The sequence below is a fragment of the Faecalibacterium faecis genome, assembly GCF_040096475.1.
GTDB lineage: Bacteria > Bacillota > Clostridia > Oscillospirales > Ruminococcaceae > Faecalibacterium > Faecalibacterium taiwanense.
The window spans coordinates 1-21390 of the sequence record NZ_JBBMEP010000029.1 but is presented as its reverse complement, the minus strand read 5'-3'; the positions used below and the strand labels follow the sequence as shown (position 1 = coordinate 21390).

Annotated in this window: 19 protein-coding genes; 4 read left to right on the top strand and 15 right to left on the bottom strand. The window is 57.1% G+C overall.

The window, feature by feature from the left end; all coding sequences use genetic code 11:
- On the top strand, positions 1-601 hold a 601-nt coding region (locus WMO17_RS12155), incomplete at its 5' end, for a sigma-70 family RNA polymerase sigma factor (protein WP_349138228.1).
- A gap of 28 nt (positions 602-629) precedes the next feature.
- Here the strand turns inward: WMO17_RS12155 and WMO17_RS12150 are convergent.
- The 7 genes from WMO17_RS12150 to WMO17_RS12120 all read right to left on the bottom strand — a co-directional run bounded on the left by WMO17_RS12150 (position 630) and on the right by WMO17_RS12120 (position 9297).
- Positions 630-1244 (bottom strand): ribonuclease M5, encoded by a 615-nt coding sequence (locus tag WMO17_RS12150; protein WP_005946276.1) that lies wholly within the window; start codon positions 1242-1244, stop codon positions 630-632.
- The gene (gene holA / locus WMO17_RS12145) at positions 1241-2269 is read right to left on the bottom strand and encodes a DNA polymerase III subunit delta (protein ID WP_349138226.1); all 1029 of its coding nucleotides are present in this window, start codon (positions 2267-2269) and stop codon (positions 1241-1243) included. Before holA ends, WMO17_RS12150 begins: the two co-directional genes overlap by 4 nt.
- A 65-nt stretch (positions 2270-2334) precedes the next feature.
- Positions 2335-4383, bottom strand: coding sequence for a ComEC/Rec2 family competence protein (locus WMO17_RS12140; protein WP_349138225.1), 2049 nt, complete (start codon positions 4381-4383; stop codon positions 2335-2337).
- A 69-nt stretch (positions 4384-4452) separates the two neighbouring features.
- A complete protein-coding gene (locus WMO17_RS12135) occupies positions 4453-4992 on the bottom strand; it encodes a phosphoribosyltransferase family protein (RefSeq protein WP_005946272.1) in 540 nt (179 codons plus the stop codon).
- A gap of 26 nt (positions 4993-5018) precedes the next feature.
- On the bottom strand, positions 5019-5351 hold the full coding sequence (locus WMO17_RS12130) for a histidine triad nucleotide-binding protein (protein WP_005946271.1): 333 nt from the start codon (positions 5349-5351) through the stop codon (positions 5019-5021).
- A gap of 145 nt (positions 5352-5496) precedes the next feature.
- A complete protein-coding gene (alaS, locus tag WMO17_RS12125) occupies positions 5497-8160 on the bottom strand; it encodes an alanine--tRNA ligase (RefSeq protein ID WP_349138223.1) in 2664 nt (887 codons plus the stop codon).
- 420 nt (positions 8161-8580) lie between these two features.
- Entirely contained in the window at positions 8581-9297 is a 717-nt protein-coding gene (locus WMO17_RS12120; protein ID WP_349138221.1) for a hypothetical protein, read from the bottom strand.
- 191 nt (positions 9298-9488) lie between these two features.
- Here WMO17_RS12120 and WMO17_RS12115 point away from each other — a divergent pair, with 191 nt between their 5' ends.
- A complete protein-coding gene (locus WMO17_RS12115; RefSeq protein ID WP_349138219.1) occupies positions 9489-10439 on the top strand; it encodes an RluA family pseudouridine synthase in 951 nt (316 codons plus the stop codon).
- Between the two features lie 78 nt (positions 10440-10517).
- On the opposite strand, the gene WMO17_RS12110 is transcribed toward WMO17_RS12115, so the two are convergent.
- From WMO17_RS12110 to WMO17_RS12075, 8 genes are all read right to left on the bottom strand, one after another.
- Positions 10518-11537 (bottom strand): hypothetical protein, encoded by a 1020-nt coding sequence (locus tag WMO17_RS12110; protein ID WP_349138217.1) that lies wholly within the window; start codon positions 11535-11537, stop codon positions 10518-10520.
- Positions 11538-11761: 224 nt separating this feature from the next.
- Positions 11762-12052, bottom strand: coding sequence for a hypothetical protein (locus WMO17_RS12105; protein ID WP_349138216.1), 291 nt, complete (start codon positions 12050-12052; stop codon positions 11762-11764).
- On the bottom strand, positions 12049-12333 hold the full coding sequence (locus WMO17_RS12100) for a hypothetical protein (protein ID WP_349138214.1): 285 nt from the start codon (positions 12331-12333) through the stop codon (positions 12049-12051). The genes WMO17_RS12105 and WMO17_RS12100 overlap by 4 nt, the downstream gene beginning before the upstream one ends.
- Before the next feature lie 267 nt (positions 12334-12600).
- On the bottom strand, positions 12601-14760 hold the full coding sequence (gene gnpA / locus WMO17_RS12095; RefSeq protein WP_349138213.1) for a 1,3-beta-galactosyl-N-acetylhexosamine phosphorylase: 2160 nt from the start codon (positions 14758-14760) through the stop codon (positions 12601-12603).
- Positions 14761-14798: 38 nt separating this feature from the next.
- Entirely contained in the window at positions 14799-14987 is a 189-nt protein-coding gene (locus WMO17_RS12090; protein ID WP_207698337.1) for a DUF6903 family protein, read from the bottom strand.
- An 11-nt stretch (positions 14988-14998) separates the two neighbouring features.
- A complete protein-coding gene (locus tag WMO17_RS12085) occupies positions 14999-15895 on the bottom strand; it encodes a carbohydrate ABC transporter permease (RefSeq protein ID WP_005946252.1) in 897 nt (298 codons plus the stop codon).
- Positions 15896-15907: 12 nt separating this feature from the next.
- The gene (locus WMO17_RS12080) at positions 15908-16792 is read right to left on the bottom strand and encodes a carbohydrate ABC transporter permease (protein WP_005926926.1); all 885 of its coding nucleotides are present in this window, start codon (positions 16790-16792) and stop codon (positions 15908-15910) included.
- 87 nt (positions 16793-16879) lie between these two features.
- Entirely contained in the window at positions 16880-18253 is a 1374-nt protein-coding gene (locus WMO17_RS12075; protein WP_005926929.1) for a carbohydrate ABC transporter substrate-binding protein, read from the bottom strand.
- A gap of 415 nt (positions 18254-18668) precedes the next feature.
- Between WMO17_RS12075 and WMO17_RS12070 the strand changes: the two genes are divergently transcribed.
- Both WMO17_RS12070 and WMO17_RS12065 read left to right on the top strand, forming a co-directional pair.
- Positions 18669-19535 (top strand): helix-turn-helix domain-containing protein, encoded by an 867-nt coding sequence (locus WMO17_RS12070; protein ID WP_005946244.1) that lies wholly within the window; start codon positions 18669-18671, stop codon positions 19533-19535.
- A 19-nt stretch (positions 19536-19554) separates the two neighbouring features.
- Complete coding sequence (locus WMO17_RS12065; protein WP_349138230.1) at positions 19555-20664, top strand: phosphotransferase enzyme family protein; 1110 nt, start codon at positions 19555-19557, stop codon at positions 20662-20664.
- The last annotated feature ends 726 nt before the right edge of the window (positions 20665-21390 follow it).

Sequence of the window (21390 nt, the reverse complement as noted above, 5' to 3'; positions counted from 1 at the left end):
AACCGAAGCCTTTTCCGCACTGCGTGCCGGTGACCCTGCCGCACGGGAAAAACTGATCCGGCACAATCTGCGTCTGGTGGCACACATCGTAAAAAAATACTACGCCCTGCCCGGCGATCAGGACGACCTTATTTCCATCGGCACCATCGGCCTGATGAAAGCAGTGGATACTTTCGACTCTGACCGTCGGGCACGCTTTTCCACCTACGCCAGCCGGTGCATTGAAAATGAGATCCGGATGCAGTTCCGCCGGAACCGCAAAACCGGCGGGACCGTCTCGCTGCAGGAAGCGCTGGAATCAGATGGTGACTCTGCGCTGACGCTGGCCGATGTGCTGCAGGACAGCTTCTGCATGGAGGACACCTGCGAAACGCAGGACGATATCCGCCGGATGCGGCAGCTGCTGGACGGCCTGCCCGCCAGGGAGCGACAGATCATTCTGCTGCGGTATGGTCTTTCCGGCCAGCCGCCGCTGACCCAGCTGGAAACTGCAAAACTGCTGGACATCAGCCGCAGCTATGTTTCCCGTCTGGAAACTCATGCGCTGGAACTTCTGCGCCAGCGGTGGGATGTTCCGGGCACAAAAACAGCGCAGAGGTGAACGGTGTGCTCACCCCTGCGCCATGCAGTCAGCCATCCAGAATTTTCAACTGCAGTTCGTCCAATTGTTCAAAAGTATACAGTCGATTCAGCGCTTCCACCAGCTCCTTTTTGGAAAGACGCGGCGGCAGGCCCAGCGCGTTCAGAAGCTTTGCCTTGCGCTCGGCGCTGCCCGGCCTGCCGGAAAGCCCCCACTCGTAGAGGTCGGTATAGGTAATCTGCCGTCCTTCCGGGCGGGCCGCTGCGGCACCCGCCTCAGCGCCAAGGGCATCCCGCAGCGCCTGTAGAACAATGGCATCGTCCACGCCCTCGACCCCAAGCAGGCCCTCCTTGCCGGGCTGTTCCTTGCGCTTTTCCTTGCCGTGGATCGCGGGCACGTAAGCCTGAACCACATTCTTTTCTCCCACCAGATTGGTGATGTAGGTGCGGATGCGGAAGCCTGCTGCGTCCGAATCCGTCAGCAGGATCAGGCCGTTTTTCTGCGCCAGCGCTTTGAACAGCTGCTGGCGCTTTTTGTCGCTGTAAATGCCAAAGCCATCCGTCAGCAGGATCATGGCATCGGTCAGATGGGAAAGCCGGGCCGCATCGTACTTGCCCTCCACAATGAGCACCCGGCCTGTATGGATCATTTCGTTTTCCTTCATCGTCCGCTCCCCGCTATTGCCAACCGGCACAGCGCTGTTTCCAGCAGGATCTGGTCATCGGTAGGCTGGCTTTTCAGGCTCTGGTCCAGTTCCAGCAGCACCTGCATACAGTTTTCGATCTGGCCCAGCGTGTAATGCGAGGCTGTTTCGGCCGACCGCTTGAGCCGGTAATCACTGCCCTTATAGCCAAAATCCTTGAATACCGTGCTGTAATTTTTCCGTTTTGCTGCCCCCAGCTTGACCCGGTACAGATCCACATAGCTGCCGATCATGGCCGCTGTAATGGCAATGGGCTCCTGCTGCAGGCGCAGCAAAGTCTGCAGCTTTTTGCAGGCACCTGTGGCGTTTTTGGCCGTGATCATGCGGATCATCTCGAACACGTCTGCTTCCAGACTGACCGTGCCCATTTCCGCCACCATCGCTGCCGTGACCGTCTGATACCCGGACAATGCACAGAGCTTATCCACCTCATTTTCCAAAAGGAACGGATCCTCGCCGCAGCGCTCCAGCAGCGCCGCCGCTGCGCCGTCCGGCAGGGTGGTTTTCTGCTCCTTTGCGCGATCGATCATCATCATTTTCAGTTCAAAGGGCTTGGGCTTAGCCAATTCTTCGGTGTAGCCAAGCGCCTTGCACTGCGCGATCAGCTTCTGTGCGCGCTTGCCTGTTTTGAGCTTGCTGCGCTCCAGTTCAAACACGCTGCCCAGCACCACCACAGCATTTTCCAGACTGGAAAGGGTGCTGTTCAACTCTTCCAGATCCTTGTCACTGTAAGCTGCAGGGTCGATCTCCGGCAGCACCACCACACGCCGGGTACCAAAAAATGAGATGGTGCCCGCCGCCATGATGAGCTGTTCGATCTCCGGCGCAGCTCCATCCAGAACCGTGGCGTCCTCGTCGCTGTCTGCGGTCAGGATGCGGGTGATGGCCGTGACCGCCTGCCGCACCAGATACCGCTCACTGGAATAAAAATAGTAAACCGGGCAGCCCTTGTCCGCCAACTGCCGGAGTTTTGTCTCGGTCGCCATGCAGGCACCTCCCTTCTCTTATGGTGTTGTTCTATTGTACCACACTCTGCCCGGATTGCAAAGCATCACTCCGTTTTCAGCCCGCCGTGCCGCCGCAGGCTGATGGATGCCGCCAGTTCTTTTCTGTTGTCCATCCAGTCATAGCTGCGCAGGGCCAGAACATTTTTATACTGCACAGTATCCGGCTTTGCAGGGGATGCCAGAAGCCACTGCACTGTGACCTGTTTTGCCAGTTCTACAGTTCCATTGACCACGGCAAACTGCCGGTTGCCCACAGTCAGCCGCACAAGACAGCCATTCCGGGTGCGCAGCATTTCCACCAGAGCCGGTGTGCACCGCAGCTTTTGTGCTGTGTTCACCGCCATTTCTGCTGCCGGAAGTGTCCGCTCTGCTTCCAGTGTACAGGCCGTTTTAGGGTTTATGCGCAGGTCTGCCACAAGCTCCACAGTCTGCACGCCCCGCCGGGCAAGCTGGTTTTCCACTGCGTTCTGGGCAGAAGCTCCGCCCCGGAACAGCACCATAGCGGTATCGTTCTGGGTGACGACCACTGCCGGCGCGTTGGCGCTGCCTACAAGGTCGATGTGCACCACATCCCGGCTGAGAGCATTGCCCAGCCCGATGGAAACAGCTGCCGCCAGCAGGATGCATGGCCCTGCCACCCGCAGCCGTACCCGCCAGTGGAACGCCAGCCAGCACAACAGGATCAGCACCAGACACACGATGGCTGCATAGGCCGTATCGAAGTAGATTCCCGCGCCCGGTTTTGCAGAGATCCAGACGGCCCAGCGGTCGAGCAGGCCGGTCAGCGCCGCAGACGCTGCGGACAGCACACCATACAGCGGAGCAAGAGCGGGTACCAGGCCGGCAAAGGCCGTGCCAAGGCCCAGCAGCATCATGGGCTGGATGAGCCACAGCACCGCCACACTGGATGCCACCGCATAAATGCTCACACTCAGCCCGCGCAGCACCAGCACCGGGAATGTGGCCACCGAAGCACAAAACGAGATGCAAATGCTTTCCGCAAGGCCCCAAAGACGTTCCGGCAGTTTGAAATACCCTGGGCGCCTCACCGGATTTTTCGCGTTTTTCCAGAACTGGCGGTACCACGCATCCCGGGCGCGGCGGATGCACACACCGCCTGCCACCGTGCCCACCACCGCCGCAAACGAAAGTTCAAAGCCGATATCGCACACTGCATAGCTGTTGCCTGCGGTCATAACGATACCTGCCACCGCCAGAGAGGTAAGGGTATCCGGCGGGCCGTACAGCCACACACCCAGTGCACCGACCCAGACCGCCACTGCGGCGCGGCATACCGAGGGTGTGAAGCCGGTCACGCCCATCAGCAAAAAGGCCAGCAGACTTCGGAATACCGCCCGGCGTCTGCGCCTGCGGTAGCTCTGCTCCCACTCGTAGGGCAGGAGTGTGCTGAGGATATCACCGCACAAAATGGACACATGCATTCCGCTTACCACCAGCACATGGGCAAGACCCGCGCCCCGGTAGGCGCTGCGCATGGCCGAAGACAGATAACTCCGGTCGCCGGTCGTCATGGCAGCCAGCACACCGCCGGTCTTGCCGTCCATACGGCGGCGCAGCGACGCACTGAGCCTTTGCTGCAGGCGGTGGGTGCGGGCGCGGAAGCTGCCGCTTTCGCCCAGAACTGTAAGCTCCGGCCCATCCTCGTCCATTTCCGCCTGCAGAGCGATGCCGTCCGCATACAGGCCGACCCGGCTTCCGGATGCCGGGGCCGACAGTATAAATCTTCCCTGCACCCTTTCCCCGGCTTTGCACTCCGGCAAAGCACTGCACTCCACCCGGAAGGATGCCGCGCTGCCGTTCACTTTCTCTACATGCAAAACAGCATCCACGATACCGGGATCGTAGGAATCCGCCGTGCTTTCCACCTCTGCGGTCAGCACCAGCGGACGGCCTGCATATTGCACACGGATGTGCTCCAGCCGGTTTGCCGTGTGCAGCACCGATGCCATACCCACAACAGCACCCAGCAGGATGCAGAGCGCTGCTTTGCGGGCAGCATCAAAGATGCACAACACCAGACAAACGGCAACAAAAAATGCCGCAAACGGCACAAAAAGTTCCGTTTGCGGCAAAAAAACGCACACTAACTCCACACTCAGCATTCCAGCGCAGAAAACGCAGAGCGGGCGTCGCATTGCAGCTTAGTGGAAGAACAGAGGCAGCGGCTCCAGGAAGATGATATCCTTGCGCTCAGCTGCATCGCCCTCGGCCAGAACAGCGGCCTGGCCCACAATGGTGCACTGGGTCTGCTCAGCCAGCGCGTCCAGAGCCTTGAGCGAACCGCCAGTGGAAATGACATCGTCCACCACCAGAACGCGCTTGCCGCTCATCTTGTCCAGCTCCTTGCGGTCGATGACCAGCTTCTGCTTGCCTGCGGTGGTAATGGACTGATCCTCCACCACCACGGGGTCGGTCATATACAGCTTTTCGCCCTTGCGTGCGCAGACGTAGGGCTTGCCGCTCTGGCGGCTCATCTCGTGTGCCAGAGGGATGCCCTTGGCCTCGGCGGTCAGCAGGATATCAAAATCCGGGCACTTCTTCAGCAGTTCAGCGGCAGCAGCCACGGTCAGCTCGGCATCACCCAGCATGATAAAAGCAGCAATGTCCATGTGGTCATTCACCTTGCAGATGGTCAGCTCACGGGTCAGGCCTGCAACGTGCAGAGTATAGGTCTCAGCCATAATTCAACGCTCCCTTTTTATTGGAATCAGACAGGCAGCTTTTCGCCGCCCAGAACATGGAAATGCAGATGTTTCACGGTCTGGCCTGCGTCCTCGCCAACATTGGAGATGACGCGGTAGCCGTTGTTCAGGCCCTGCTCTGCAGCCAGCTTTGCGATCACTGCAAAGATATGGCCCAGCAGTGCGCCGTCCTCTTCGGTCAGCGCAGCGGCAGAGACAATGTGCTTTTTGGGCACCACCAGAAAGTGCACCTTGGCCTGCGGGTTGATGTCGTAAAACGCCACCACCTGCTCGTCCTCGTACAGCTTCTTGGAGGGGATTTTCCCCTCCGCGATCATACAGAACAGACAATCTTCCATGGGAAACAACTCCTTCCTGATATTTTATAAACGTCCCCGCCCTCTCAGGCTGCTTTGCGTCCAGCTCTCCCAAAGAGAGAGCCCTTGGCAAAACCATAAACTTTGGCAGCGCGTCAGCGCTGACGGAGAGGGCGAACCCGTTTTCTTATTCGCCCAGAGCCTTCTTGACGATGGTGCCGACAGCAGCCAGAGCTTCGTCGATCTTGGTCTCATCCTTCAGGCCGGCCATTGCAAAGTCCGGCTTGCCGCCGCCCTTGCCGCCGGCAATGGCAGCGATCTCCTTGACCAGAGCACCGGCCTTCAGGCCCTTTTCCTGTGCCTGTTTGGTCACAGTGACAGCCATGGTGATCTTATCCTCAGCCTTGCCCACCAGAACCGCCACAGCGGGCTTCACAGCCTTGTCGCGGACGGTATCGCACATGCCGCGCAGGGTGTCGCCGGTGGTGCCGGTGAAGTATGCAGAAGCGATCTTCACGCCGCCGATTTCTTCGGCATTGTCAAACAGGCTGGTCACCTTGGAAGCGGCGACCTGTGCCTTGATCTCTTCCAGCTCCTTGGCCAGAGCCTTGTTCTCAGCCATCACGGCCTCGGCACGGACGGGCAGAGCGGTCACGTTGTTTGCCTTCAGGGTGTTTGCCACGGTATGCAGCATAGCCTCCTGCAGGTTTGCACGGATCAGCAGGTTGCGGCCGGTGACAGCCTCGATGCGGCGGATGCCCGCAGCAACGGAGGCCTCGCTCACGATCTTGAAGCCGCCGATCTGGGCGGTGTTCTTCACGTGGGTGCCGCCGCAGAACTCGGTAGACCAACCCTCGATGTCCACAACACGCACGACCTTGCCGTACTTTTCGCCGAACAGAGCCATTGCACCCAGCTTCTTGGCTTCCTCAATGGGCATTTCCCGGACGGTGACGTTCATGGACTCGTAGATTTTATCGTTCACGATCTTCTGCACGCGGGCCAGCTCCTCGGGAGTGACAGCGCTGAAGTGGGTAAAGTCGAAGTGAGTGATCTCTGCATCCTGATAGGAGCCTGCCTGATGGACATGGTCGCCCAGCACTTCACGCAGCGCTGCCTGCAGCAGATGGGTGGCGGTGTGGTTGCGGGCAATGGCCATGCGGTATTCCTTATCCACCTGAGCGGTCAGGTGGTCGCCCACCTTCACGATACCGCTCTCCAGCACGCAGGTGTGGACGTAGTAGCCCTTGGGGGTCTTCTTCACATCCAGCACGCGCAGGCTGCAGTCGGCGCTGTTCAGCATGCCGTGGTCCGCAGCCTGACCGCCCATCTCAGCGTAGAAGGGGGTCTTATCCAGAACCACCAGCACGCCGTCCTTTGCTTCCTCGTCGGTAGCAATGGCATCGGTCAGAGTTTCCTCGTCGCTCAAGGCGACCACAACACCGGTGTCGTTCAGGGTCTCGTAGCCGGTAAAGACGGTGGGCTCTGCATCCAGCGCACCGAACAGATCCTCGCTCCAGCCGGAGATGTTCTTCTTCAGGCGCTCTGCACGGGCACGCTCCTTCTGCTTGGTCATTTCGGCGTGGAAGCCTTCCTCGTCGATCTCAATGCCCTGCTCTGCAGCGATCTCCTTGGTCAGATCCAGCGGGAAACCGAAGGTATCGTTCAGCTTGAACACATCCAGGCCCTTCAGCAGATGCTCATGTGCCTTTTCCAGACCATCGATCATGTTGTTCAGGATGTTCATGCCGGCATCAATGGTGCGGGCAAAGTTTGCCTCCTCGGTGCCGATGACCTTCTTGATATAAGCATCGTGCTCGCGCAGCTCGGGGTATGCGGTCTCGCTGGACTGGATGACAGTCTCCACCAGCTCCACCAGGAACGGGCGGGTGATGCCCAGCATACGGCCATGGCGGGCAGCACGGCGCAGCAGGCGGCGCAGCACATAGCCGCGGCCCTCGTTGGAAGGCAGGATGCCATCGGACACCATGAAGGTGCAGCTGCGGATGTGGTCGGTGATGACACGGATGGAGATATCGGTCTTGTCGTCCTCGCCGTAGGTCTTGTTGGCAATGTGCTCTACATGGTGCAGCACGCTCTGCACGGTGTCAACCTCAAACAGGTTGCCCACGCCCTGCATCACGCAGGCCAGACGCTCCAGACCCATGCCGGTATCAATGTTGGGGCGTGCCAGACGCTCGTAGTGGCCCTTGCCGTCGGCATCGAACTGACTGAACACCAGATTCCAGATCTCCATATAGCGGTCGCAGTCGCAGCCCACGCCGCAGGTCGGCTTGCCGCAGCCGTACTCGGGGCCGCGGTCAAAGTAGATCTCGGAGCAGGGGCCGCACGGGCCGGAGCCATGCTCCCAGAAGTTGTCTTCCTTACCCAGACGCACCATGTGGTCGGGGGCGATGCCCACCTTCTTGGTCCAGATATCGTAAGCCTCGTCGTCCTCTTCGTACACAGAGATGTGCAGGCGGTCCTTCGGAATGGCCATCCACTCGTCAGAAGTCAGGAACTCCCATGCCCAGGGAATGACCTCCTCTTTGAAGTAATCCTGGAAGGAGAAGTTGCCCAGCATTTCAAAGAAGGTGCCGTGGCGGGCAGTGATACCCACGCGCTCGATATCCGGGGTGCGGATGCACTTCTGGCAGGTGGTCACGCGGTGACGGGGCGGCTCTTCCTGAGCCAGAAACCACTTTTTCATGGGGGCCATGCCGCTGTTGATCAGCAGCAGGCTGGGGTCGTTCTTGGGCACCAGCGGGAAGCTGTCCAGACGCAGGTGGCCCTTGCTCTCAAAGAAGCTCAGGTACTTTTCACGCAGTTCGTTCAAACCGGTCCATTGCATAGGTTTTCTCTCCTCGATTGTCCTTGGCGTTTGCACGTCAGATTTATGATTATGGCAGACGGGGCGGGTGGGCGCAGAAAACAAAAAACAGCCCCATCCCAAAAGGGACGAGGCTGCCTGTAAACTGCTCCGTGGTACCACCCAAATTGCAAAGGATAAAATGTGTCCCCTGCCGCTTTCGGCGCGTTAACGCTGCGCTGCGTCCGACTTGTGTCGCCGGAAGCTCCGGGGCGGCGCAAAATGGAACCGGCCGGAACGCCTTGCAGCTGGAAGCGCTCTCTCTGAACGGCGGTGTGCATTTCTGACCCCATCATTGCCATCTGTCATAATTTTACATTCCGCAAAGCAGACACAATGCCCCTTTGCGTACAGCTAAATTATAGCATACGCAAAACGTTTGTCAACGGTTTTGAGCAAAATTTACGGCACCCAGATGCGGACGATGCTGCTGATGGTGCCATCCTCGGTAAAGACCAGGGTGTTGTTGGGCATCCAGCCGTCCGGCTCGGCGTTGACGGCCTCGGCCACGGCATCGGCGCCGTCCGTCTCCACGGCGGAAGCCTGCGGGTCGGCCGAGCTGTCGCTCAGGGTCACGCCCCCGGCCAGAGGCAGGGTCACCTCGCCCATCTCATAGTAGACGGGGTAATCGTCAAAGGTCACGGTGCGGTACACATCGTGGTCCAGCGTCAGCTCCACGCCGCCCGCTTCGATGCCGCCGTTGATGGTCACATAGCCGTTGTCGGCATCCCTGTCGATGCTGGTCACAGTCAGCTTGGTCACGGTGGTGTCGCCCTGGTCGTGGATCCGAAGCACGCTGCCCTCCTGCAAGGCGTCGATGTCCTCGGGCAGGTAGCTGTCGTAGCCGTATACGCTCAGGGTCGCCTGGCCGTCGGCCACCTTGGTGATGCTGGCTGCAAACTTGTAGGAACCCGTCTTGATCTCGTTCAGATCCCCGGCGTCGATGGGCAGCACATCGCCCATCTCACCGGCTGCTTCGGACGAAGCCGCACTGCTTTCCACGCCGGAAGCCGGTGCGCTTGCCGCGCTGCCTGCGGTGCTGTTGCTGCTGCCGCAGCCTGCCAGAATGCCCACTGCCAGAATGCCCGTAACGGCCAGCACCTTTTTGTTCAGTTTCATATTCTATACCTTCTTCTGTTGTTGTCGGGGCGGTGTTTTCCGCACCTGTCTCGGTATCATACGTCACCCGCGCGGAAAAGTCAACATTTCCTTTTCTCTGCGCTTGACGCGCGGTTTTTGTTCCGCTACAATAAAAACGAATCAAGAACCCATTCTATTGTAACTGATTTTAAGATAGAGAGGAATTTCCCGTGAAAATTTTAAAAGTAAAATGTCTTGCCCCTACCCGGCTGGACAACTACCTGATGCAGCAGTACCCGGCACTGAACCCGGGCCGCCTGAACAAGGCCCTGCGGGAGAACAAGATCAAGCTGAACGGCAAAAAGCAGCCGCTTTCCACCCGCGTGATGGCCGGTGACGAGATCAAGCTGTTCATTCTGGATGAAGTTCTGGATGCGGACCGCCGTGTGGAAGGCCCGGCGTGGAAGAACGCCCGCGGCCCGGCACAGGTGGTCTACGACTGCCCGCAGATCGTCATTGTGAACAAGCCCGCCGGTCTTGCCGTGGATGGTCCGGAGGACGACACCCTGCTGAACCGCACCCTGCTCTACCTGAACCAGCAGGGCGAGTACAAGGAGAACGACCTGTACACCCCGGCGCTGTGCCACCGGCTGGACACCGGCACCAGCGGCCTTGTCATCGTTGCCAAGACCCCGGAGGCCGAAGAGCTGTTCCTTGCAGCCATCAAGAACCGCGAAGTGAAAAAGACCTACCTCTGCGTCACCTTCGGCCGTCCGATGCCGCCGGATGCCACTCTGGGCGGCTATCTGCTCAAGGACGCGGACCGCGGCATCGTGAAGATCGTGGAGGAAAAGCAGCCCGGTGCCAGGGACGTGGAGACCCGGTACGAGACCATCGCCGTCTCCGGCCGTCTGGCCCTGCTGAAGGTGCAGCTGATCACCGGCCGCACCCATCAGATCCGCGCCCACATGGCCAGCATCGGCTGTCCCATTCTGGGCGACAGCAAATACGGCAACAACACCGCCAACCGCGAGCTGAAGCTCAAGTATCAGGCCCTGTGCGCATGGGAACTCACCATGCCCCACTTCAACCAGCCGGATTTCGAGTTCCTCAGCGGCAAGACCTTCCGCGCACCAAAGCCCTGGTATTACGGTCAGGTACTGGACGGAACCCTGAAATAAGCTTTTTTACAACAAATTACAGCAAAAAAAGAAATCCCGGAAGTGTATTCCGGGATTTCTTTTTTGTCGTTTATGATTTTACTGGAATAGACCGCCAAACCAGCCCAGAGTGGACTCAGTTGCATTTGCAAAAGCATCCTGAACTTCCTGAATGCTGTCCAGCAGCTTGGTGCCCTCGGTATCCTTCACCGACCAGTAAACGCCGCTGCTTGCCGAGCCATCCGAAACCGTGAAGTCACTGGTAAAGCAGAGGTTATCGCCCTGAGAATCGGTCACGACCACCATGTAGGTGTAATTGCCTGCGGGCAGTTCACCAAAGCGGATGGAGCTGTCCAGCGACTTGAAGGAGAAGATCGCCGTATTGGGTGCCGCCTGTGCAGTGAACACCGTCTGGTCGTTCTCGTCCAGCACTGCCACCTGCACATTGGTCAGGGTGGTGCCCAGCGCAGCATTTGCAGTGCCGGTCAGCGCCATGCCCTTGCCCGCACGGACATTGATGGGGTAGCTCATGCCTTCCAGACGCAGGCCGTCAGCCTCTGCAGCAATGGAGTTGTGATCTGATGCCACATACCAGTAGCAGGAGGACCTATTGACCGAAACGCTGGAGTTTTCCAGCGGGATGCGTCCGGAAGAGATGTTGCCTGCCGGATCGGAGCAATAGAAGTTGCCGTTGGTGTAGTCGGTGAGCAGCACTGCATGGGGCTGGCCGCGGTCATACAGCACGATGCCCTCCGGGTGCTGCGAAAGCAGGGTGATCAGGGTCTGCACTTTTTCCTGTTTGCGGGAGGGCAGTGTGCCGTAGCCCACCTGCATCTCCTTATATGTAAAGCTGTGGGAAAGCCCGTTGGACCATGCTGTGGAACGGACACTGTTCTCGGTCACAGTGGACCAGTCGGTCAGGCCGTCAAAATAGGCACGGCGGCGCAGCATCATGGCTGCGGATGCCAGTGTGCAGGTGCCGCCGCGGCTCTGCTTGAAGTAGAAGCCTGCGTCCACGTTCAGATCAACCGCCAAGGCCGCCGGCAGGCAGGTGAGCATAAACACCAGTGTCAGCACAAGGCTCAGCAGTTTTTTACGGGACGGTGCAGCGGTATTCACGGGTAGGTTCTCCTTTCAGCTTCCATGGCTTGTTACGTTTACCACCATAAAGTATACCAACCTGTTACCCTTTTGTAAACGTTTGTGAAGCTTTTTTCTCAATATCAACACGTTTGGGCAGTTTTTGTTGGAGAGAATGCACAGTTTCCGGCAAGATATTCTACATTTTTTACAAAAATCCCGTCCTGACATTTTTCAAGCGCACCGCATTTTGCATTCTTTTTTCATTTTCTGACCACGCTGTGGGCAAACAAAAAAGCCCCACTGGGGCTTTCGTTGCTTCGCAAACGCAAACTTTTTTCTCCGCAATCAGCGGTCAAAGCGTCCTCAAATCGGACGGTTTGGGTGCCATCCTTGTAGTTGAACGTGATCAGCATCCGGTCATCGTACAGAAAAATGGCATTGACAAAAATCTCGATCAGCGCTTTCCGCTGCTTTTTCTGCGAAATATCGAACTTTCTAAATTTCATCAGCCAGAATCGGATGAAATCCTCATTGAAGCTAGGCTTCTTCAACTTTTCGTCTGCAATTTTGCAGTCAGTTCATCTTTCTTGATTTCCAGCGCTTCCAGACGCTCTTTCATTGTCCGGGTGTACAAGCCGTCCTCGATTGCCTTCATCAGGATGTCCAGCTTTTTGTTGACCTCTCGCAGTTGCTTTTCCAGCAGCGGGATCGTGGTATTTTCCTGATTCTGGACATCCATGACCAATTGAACGATCTTGTCGATCACCGCATCGTCCTGAATCAGCTTCATCGTCTCCCGGACGACCAGATCTTCCAGCCAGTCCTTCTGCACGGTCTTTTTGTTGCAGCCCTTACGCCGCTTGACGTTGGCGCATACTTATATTTTTTCAGCAAGTGCTTCACCATCTTACGCATACTCGCACGGGCAGTTTCTTTTTCTGCAGGTCTACTACGCTCCCATTACTGAATTTCTGCGTTTCCAGCCATCTCCATTGCAGCGTTCGATTGACACAGGTTGAGTTATCGGCAGATACAGCAAACACAACGGGCGGCTCCGGTAACAGAGCAGCCCGTTGTGTTCGTTTATGAAAAGGAGAACTTAGATCTCATACCACTTGATCTCGTTGGCATCCAGATGCAGAGCAAAGCTGCTGCCGTCTGTGGTGTAAACGGTGGTGTCCTGCGGCTCGTACGTGTTGTTCACCACACAATACTTGCCGTTCTTGACGTAGGCGTGAACTTCTACATTATAATTGGAGCTGAACCATGTATGCAGTTCCTCCTCGCTGTGGGCACTCCACAGGATAGCGCGGTAAAGGGTGCGGCTGTTGGCAAAACTGTAAGGCACACCGCTGATGTACACGGCACGACCCTTGCCGAAGTCGTGTGCCGCCATCTGCACTTCTTTGTTTCGCTGCACCAGCACTTCGGTGCCTTCCAGCGCATAAATATTCCTCTTGCCCTCGCCAAAGTCGATGGGCCGGTCGGCATCCTGCAGAATGAAATGGTCCGGGTGTTCTTCCCAGTTGTACTTGTCGTAGTTGAGGGTGAAGCCGTTTTCTTCCTCCACGCCCAACACAGTGGCAAGTTGGAAAATGTGCCCCTGATACGGGTGACCGGAAGGCTCACCCACGCCGATAAAGCCGCCGCCGTTCCAGACGAACTTGCGGATAGCGGAGGAGATCTCCGGATCTTCCCACCAGATGCCGCCGGTGTGTGCGGTGTCGGCATCGCCGACATTGATAATGACATCCAACGAATCCAGCAGATGCGGGTCGTTCTTGATATCCTCAAAGCTGATAAACTTCACATCAAAGGGCGCACCGGACAGCATCTCAATGACACCGGCATAGCTATAGTTCTGCTTGTAATAGAGGGCGTGATGCACCATGTGACAGCCCCAAGCCCGCATTTTACCCCAACAGTTCAGCACGGCCACTCGCTTGACACAGTAGGGTGTGGTGTCCTTGATGTTCTCGTACAGTTCGCGGAACTCGTTGCAGACGCTCTCCACGTAGTCCACGAACTCCGGGAACTGCAAGGCCAGTTTCAGATAGCCGCCATAGCCGATGCGGTCAATGGGCTTGCGCAGGATAGCGCGGCGGGCTGTAACCCAGTTCTCCTTGGCTTCCCGCACCGGGTCGCCGCCCTCGTGGAAGGTGTCGGGGAAGAAGTACGGCAGGAAACGGCCCTCGGTGTACTTTACGCCCTCAATGTCAGAGATCAGGCGCAGGGTGGAGCCGTTGCCCACGCTGCCCACTACGGCATCCAGTCCGATGGTCTTGAACTCCGGCATGAAAGGTTCGGTGCCGATCCAGTGATCGCCGAGGAACATCATGGCTTCGCACCCGCACGCGTGGGTGATGTCCACCATCTCCTTGGCAAGCTTTGCCACCTCGCGGCGCTGGAAGGCCTGAAAATCCCGGAATTCCTTGCTGGGCACCCGGTACTGGTTGTTATAGTAGCCCTGATCGATGATGTACTCCGGGCGGAACTTGTAGCCCACTTCCTGCTCAAACTGGTTGAGGATATAAGGGCTGACCGAAGCAGAGTATCCATACCAGTCCACGAACTTCTCCCGCTTCAGCTCGTCGAAGATCAGGGTGAACTGGTGGAAGAAGGTGGTGTAGCGGATGACGTTAACATAGGGGTGCTCTGCAATGAACTTGCGCAGACGCTCCATGGAATACTTGTGGGTCTTGGGCTGACGCACGTCAAAGGTGATCTGGTGCTCAAAATTCGTCCAGCCGTTGGTGGTAGCGTTGTACATATGCACCGGGTCCCAGATGAGGTAAGCCAGAAAACTGACGGTATACTCATGGAACGGTACGGCCTGTACGGTCACACTGCCGTCGGCGTAGCTCCACTGCTCCGGCGGCACGGGCTGACCGGTGGTTCGATCCATGACCTCCCACCAGCGGGTGATGTCGTCGTTGGTGTTCACCTGCATCAGCTCCGGGCTGATGCCCTTCATCAGCGGGATGGTCACGGTGTCGCCGGGGGCGGTGTAAAAGCCGGTCATGATGTAGCACTGCTGTACCTCGTCCGGGTTTGCCTTTGCCCATGCGTTGTCCTTGCGGGTGGTATAGTAGGTGGAGTAGATCTTGGCGTCCGCATCCTTGAGCTGCTGCGGGAAGTCGGTGCCGTCGCAGTCGCGGATGGCATCGGCACCCCACTTTTTTAAGATCTCCAGCGTTTCGGGCACAACGTCCAAGTCTGTGGGAATGGTCACGCGCCCGGTCTTTCTCAGTTCGTCCATGGGAAACTCTCCTTTACCTCTCTTTGAATCGTAGGGGGTCAATCGTAGGCGGCGTTATACAGCGCCAGCACAGCCAGCAGCAGCGCTACGCCCACCAGCATGATGCCAAGCCCTGCCAGCTGCCCGGTCATTTTCCAGCCGGACACCACCAGCACCAGTGCCAGTACGAACAGCACCAGCATCAGTACCATGCGCAGGGCGGGATGCTCTTTCCAGTATGCTTTCATCGTTTGTCACCTTAACCTTTCAGGCCGCCCACGGTCATGCCCTGCGTCAGCTGCCGCTGCACGCAGATGTACAAAATCAGGGTGGGCAGCATTACCAGCACAAGACCTGCATACATCGTGCCGTACTGGGCGGCGCTCTGCTGCGCCTGCATCAGGTTCAAAAGACCGACCGGCAGGGTGCGGGGTGCCTTGGTGGAGCTCATCAGGGTCATGGAGATGATATACTCGTTCCAGAAGGACAGGAAGTTGAACAGGATAATGGTGATGATGGAGGGCTTTGCCATGGGGAAGATGATGCGGGTCATGGTGGAAAAATAGCTTGCACCGTCGATATAGGCGGCCTCCTCAAAATCGTGGGGCAGGGTGGCAAAGTAGCCCGACAGCAGGTAGATGGTAAAGGGCAGCGCGGTGGCGGCGTATACCACCGCCAGCACCACCAGATTGTTCAGCAGAAAGCCGCTACCAAAATGGCTTTTCAGCCACACATCGCCGTCCCGCAGCATCAGGAAGATGGGCACCACGATGTAGTTCACGTTGATGAACAAGCCCGCCATGAACAGGGTGTTCAGCACCTTGCACCCCTTGAAGTGAAAGCGGGACAGGCAGTAGGCGGCGGGCAGGGCAACGACCAGCAGCAGCGCCAGCGCCAGCGCGGTGACGATGACCGAGTTGAGCATATATTCGCCCATTTTCGCGCCGTTCCATGCGTTGACAAAGTTCTGCCAGTAGAACCCGGCGGGCAGTGCCCACGGGTTGCCGTAGAACTCTGCATTCTGCTTGATGGAGGCCATGAACACCCATGCCACCGGCACGATGATGGTAACGGCCAGCAGAACCAGCACAAAATAGATGAAAAACTTGTACAGACCTTCCGCAGAGCGGGAAGATTTTTCGGTGGTATTCTGCATCTTCTTCCCTCCTTAAAATTCCAGCGTATCGCGGTTGGTGACCTTGTTGACACAGGCGGACAGGGCAAACGAGAACAGGAAGATTACCACGCCGATGGCCATGCTGTAACCGTAAAGACCGGCGTCCTTCTGGCTGTACATATAGCTTAGCGCCACATCCGATGCGCCGTTGGGGCCGCCGCTTGTCATGGCCTTGACGAAGAGGAAGGCCATGTTGATGGTGGAGATGATGAAGAAGGTCAAAGTGGTGCGGATATTCGTCCAGATGAGGGGGATGGTGATCTGGAAGAACTGGGTCAGCCGCCCGGCACCGTCCAGATTGGCGCTCTCGTACAGGCTGATGGGCACGGCAGACATGGAGGCCATGTACATGACCATGTAGTAGCCGATGGCCTGCCACACCATGGCAATGATGATGGAGGGGATGACCAATTTTTCGCCCTTCCACAGGATGGGGTCGCTCATGTTGCGGAACAGGCCGATGATGCTGTTCAGCATGCCGTTTTCCGGCTTATAGATGGCAGAGAAGATGCCGGAGATGACGACCACCGACAGGATGTTGGGGATGTAGAAGATGATGCGAAAAAAGTTCTGGCCTTTGATCTTCTCCCGGGTGAGGATGGCGGCAAATACCAGTGCAAAGGCGAAGGTGATCAGGGTGACCGTTACCACCAGCAGGATCATATTCTGCATGGAGCGGATGAACTGGGCGTCCCGCAGCAGATGCTGGAAGTTTTTAAGCCCCACAAAGGTCTCGTTGGGAGAATAGGCACCCCGCTCATACAAACTCATGCGGAACACGTTGAGGGTGGGCAGGATCATAAAGAGGAAAAACAGGATGGTAGCCGGTGCCACACAGAGGAATACGAACCGTTTGCGGCTTTTATCCGTTCTCATAGGGGATTGACCGCTCCTTTCTTGATGGTACTGTACAGCCCAAAAAAGCGGAGGCGGTAAAAACCGCCCCCGCTGGGCAGGGCTTAATTACTCGATGATGTTGGCGCGCATCTGGTCGCTGGCGGACTTGATGCCGTCGATCCACTGCTGCTCGGTCATACTGCCGGACACCAGAGAGTTGACAGGGTCGAAGAACACAGTGCGCACTTCCACGCCGGGGATGGCGCTGAAGGCTGCAAAGTTGCCCATGGCGGCCTTTGCGCCGTTGTCGTAGATGGAGTAGAACATCTTGTTGTCGCCTTCCAGACTGTCGGCGATGCCCAGCACAGGCTGGATCGCGCCGCTCTCGGCAAACAGCTTGCAGGCCTCGTCACTGTACAGGTAAGCCACGAACTGCTTGGCGGCATCCTGATGCTCGGCACCGGCGGGGATCCATGCCTGCTCGAACCAGGTGTAGCTGTAACCGTCGCCGCCGGCCTTGACAGCGGGCAGGGCGGTCATGCCCCACTCAAAGCCGTCTGCACGGGGAGCCTCGGCCATCTCGCCCACGATCCAGGTGCCGTTGGGCATGAACAGGGCCTTGTTGTCCAGCACCAGCTGCTGGTTCTGGGTAAAGTCCTGATCGTTGGCCTGTGCGGGGGTAATGGGGTTGGTGTAGGAAGCCAGCTTTGCCACGATATCAAAGCAGGTCTTTGCCTCGGGGGTGTCCCAGATGCCCTCGGTGTAGTGGGTGGCCTTGTTGAAGAACTCCGGGCCGCCGGCAGCGTACATCAGCGCATAGAAGAAGGCGTCGAAGTAGCCGGTGGTGGGGTAGGTGAACAGGTAGGTGCCCTCAGCGGCAGCCTTGTCGCCCAGTGCCCACATCTCGTCCCAGGTCTTGGGCACGTCCCAGCCCTTTTCCTTCAGGAAACCGGCGTTGTAGAACAGGCCGCAGGGGCTGTAGAACATGGGAGCCAGATAGGTTTTGCCGTCGCCGTAGGGGTTGGTCAGGGAGGTGTCGGTAAAGCCGCCGGCGATCTTCTCGCTCACCTTCTTGCTCTCGCCGGGCACGGTCATGCTCAGCACATCGGTGATGTCGGCGATCAGGTTGCCCTTGATGAACTGCTCGGTCAGGGCAGCTTCACGGCCGGTGGCCAGATGGACCACGTCGGGGTAGTCGCCGCCCTGCATGGAGGGGCCGATGACGTCCTCCAGCTTTTTGTCGGTGGTCAGGTCCACCTTGATGCCGGTCTGTGCGGTAAAGGCCTCGGCGACCTTCTTCCACATATCAGCGCCGTAGCCGGTCTCGATGGCGGCTACCTTGATGGTAACGTCTGCAGCCGCCGCTGCGGAAGAAGCGGCGGTGGAGGATGCCACGCTGGATGCGGTGGAGCTGGAAGAGCCGCCGCAGGCAGCCAGACCCAGTGCAGCGGCGCCAACGCCGGCCGCCTTCAGGAAATTACGACGAGAAATACGATTCATACTGTGTTGCCTCCATCATTTTGTTCCGTTCAAACACAGCCGGGCAAACAGGCTTTGCCCGAAGGACTGTGTGTTTTTCTGCCTCCAATATAAATTCTTTCGCTTCCTTGCTCAAGAGGTTTGTTGTTTCATTTTTTATAGATGTTGCTTTCTAAAAAATTCTTCCAGCAAAAGTGCTAAAAATCTTTTAAAAGTTTCAGCATAATCCCCAGCCTGTAACTATTTTGACATATTTCGAAGGGACTTGAGAAACAAAAATATAAAAATTAGCCTAAAATCAGGGCTTGCTTTTTTTGTATGTTCCCTCTATAATGAGGGTAAAGTGCACGAAACAACGCACCATTTTTTGATAATGTTTTTAGAATGTTGCGTTTATTTTTAGAAAATTTGCGTTTCCCGAAGGAGCCGATCATCTATGAGTACCCAGCGCTTTGATATCCGCCACGCGCCCGCTCCGCGGGAATCCTTCCGGCTGCTGTACATCAGCAAAAGCAAATTTGGCGGCGATTGGAACAGTACCACCCACACCCACTCCTGCACGGAGCTGTTCTACTGCCTCAGCGGCGAGGGACAGTTCTACCTTGCCGGGCAGCTGTTCCCGGTAAAGCCGGACGATATGGTCATTGTGAACCCGCAGGTGGAGCATACCGAGCTTAGCCTGAACGCCTCGCCCTTGGAGTATATCGTGCTGGGCGTTGCCAGCATGGAGTTTTTGTTCAGCAAGGCGGATACGAACTACGCCATCTTCAATTGCCGGGAGAACCGGGAGCGGATGGTCACGTTGCTGCACATGCTGCTGGCCGAGGCCGACCGCAGCTTAGACGGCTGCGAGACCGTTTGTCAGGACCTGCTGGAGGTACTGCTGATCTGGCTAGTGCGCTGCACCACCATTTCGCTGCAGCTGGAGGAGGCTGCCCCGACCGAGAACCGGGAGTGCGCCGAGATCAAGCGGTATCTGGACACCAACTACCGCGAGGATATCTCGCTGGACCTGCTGGCAGAGCTTGCCCACCTGAACAAATACTATCTGGCCCACACCTTCCAGCGGGAGTACGGCATTTCCCCCATTACTTACCTGAACCGCCGCCGCATTGAGGAGAGCAAGCATATGCTAGGCAACACCAGCTACAGTCTGGCGCAGATCAGCGAGCTGATGGGCTTTTCCTCCCCCAGCTATTTCTCCCAGTGCTTCCGCAAGGCGGAGGGCATGACCCCCAACGAATACCGCCGTCAGACGCGGCAGGGAAAACGCCCCGCCCCGACAAAACGGCATGAAGTATAACGAAAACGAGGAATTTATGATGAAATCCGTTACCCTTTCTCTGCTCCAGTCTGCTGCAAATGCCTTTGATTTTGGCGGGCCTGTGCTCTGCGATGCTCACCACTATGGTGAGGGGCATATCAACGACACCTTTGTGGTCTGGCGGGAAGATCATTCCAAACGCTTTATTTTGCAGCGCATCAACACAGATACCTTTACTAACCCGGTGGGCCTGATGGAGAATGTCTGCGGCGTGACCCGGCATCTGCGGGCGAAAATTCTTGCCGAGGGCGGCGACCCAGCACGGGAAACGCTGAATGTCATCCCAACTTTGTCGGGGTCGACTTGCTATCTGGATGCAGACGGCGGCGCATGGCGTGCCTACGACTTTGTAGAAGATACCATCTGTTTGCAGCAGGTCGGCAGCGAAACCGACTTCCGCACCGTGGCCGAGACACTGGGCAAATTCCAGAACCAGCTGGCGGATTACCCGGCCTCCACCCTCCACGAAACCATCGCCCGCTTCCACGACACACCCAACCGCTATGCCAATTTTGAAAAAGCCCTCGCCGCCGATGCACTGGACCGGGCAAAAAATATCACATCGGAAATCGAATTTATCCATGCGAGGGAGCAGGACTGCCATGTCCTGCTGGATCAGCTGGCAGCTGGCGAAATTCCTCTGCGCGTCACCCACAATGACACCAAGATCAACAATGTCCTCATCGATGCCGCTACCGGAAAAGGCATCTGTGTCATTGACCTCGACACCGTGATGCCGGGACTTTCGGCCTACGACTTCGGCGATTCCATCCGCACCGGTGCCAACGACTGCGCTGAGGACGAACCTGACCAGAGCAAAGTCCATTTTGACCTGCATCTGTACGAAGTGTTCGCCAAAGGGTATCTCTCCACTGCCGGGGCATCCATGAGCATGGCAGAAAAAAAGAGCCTTGCATGGGGTGCAAGGCTCATGACGCTGGAATGCGGCATCCGTTTTCTGACTGACTATCTGGAGGGCGACCATTATTTCCATATTGCTCGCCCGGATCACAACCTCGACCGCGCCCGCACCCAGTTCACACTGGTGCGGCAGATGGAAGAGGTTTTCGATCAGATGCTGGAAATCGTCTGCCCGAACAATCACTGATTTCGCAATCTCCTCCATTCGGATACAGCAAGAAGCATGGACGCTCTCCTTTTCGGGGGCGTCCATACTTCTTTTTACAGCTTATCCCTACACACCCATCAAATCGTCCTTTGAGGACGCTGGGAGCGTCGAGGACATGATGCGCTGCAGCAAATTATGAAAGCCCTTTTCAGCCCTGACCAATCACAAGCCCCCAATGGCTATCATTGTAGCTGTAAATAGAAAAAACAGCTCAAGCAGCCTCCTATAAGTCCTACTATCACCGCTTTACCACAATAAATTTTTCAAAACCATCTTGACGCGCCTTGCGAACCATGATATTCTCTGTCACAAATCCCACTGATTTTGTGGATTGGTCTAAAACCATCCACAAGATGTGGTCGTGTTCATTTTGAACACTGCCTCACCGTGGATTATCCCTGAAAGATCAACCGCCCCGCAACACACCCGATTCATTTTGCCGCCGTTTCACCCGACAAAATCATCGCTGCGCTGCGTGGGCGGTATTTTTCTTTTATGGGTAACGCACCTTGAAAATTTCATGAGCCGACCGGACGTGATACCGACTTTCCGTCAACGCCGCTGCACAAACAGGGGCAGGAACTTCGTTCGGAGCAAACGGTGACCCCATTACATAAGCAGCGGAACTCTCTACTTATTTTTGCGTCTTAACAATTCGGAAACATTTGTTGAAAATGCGTTTTGAGCGCAGCGGTAGAGGGCAAG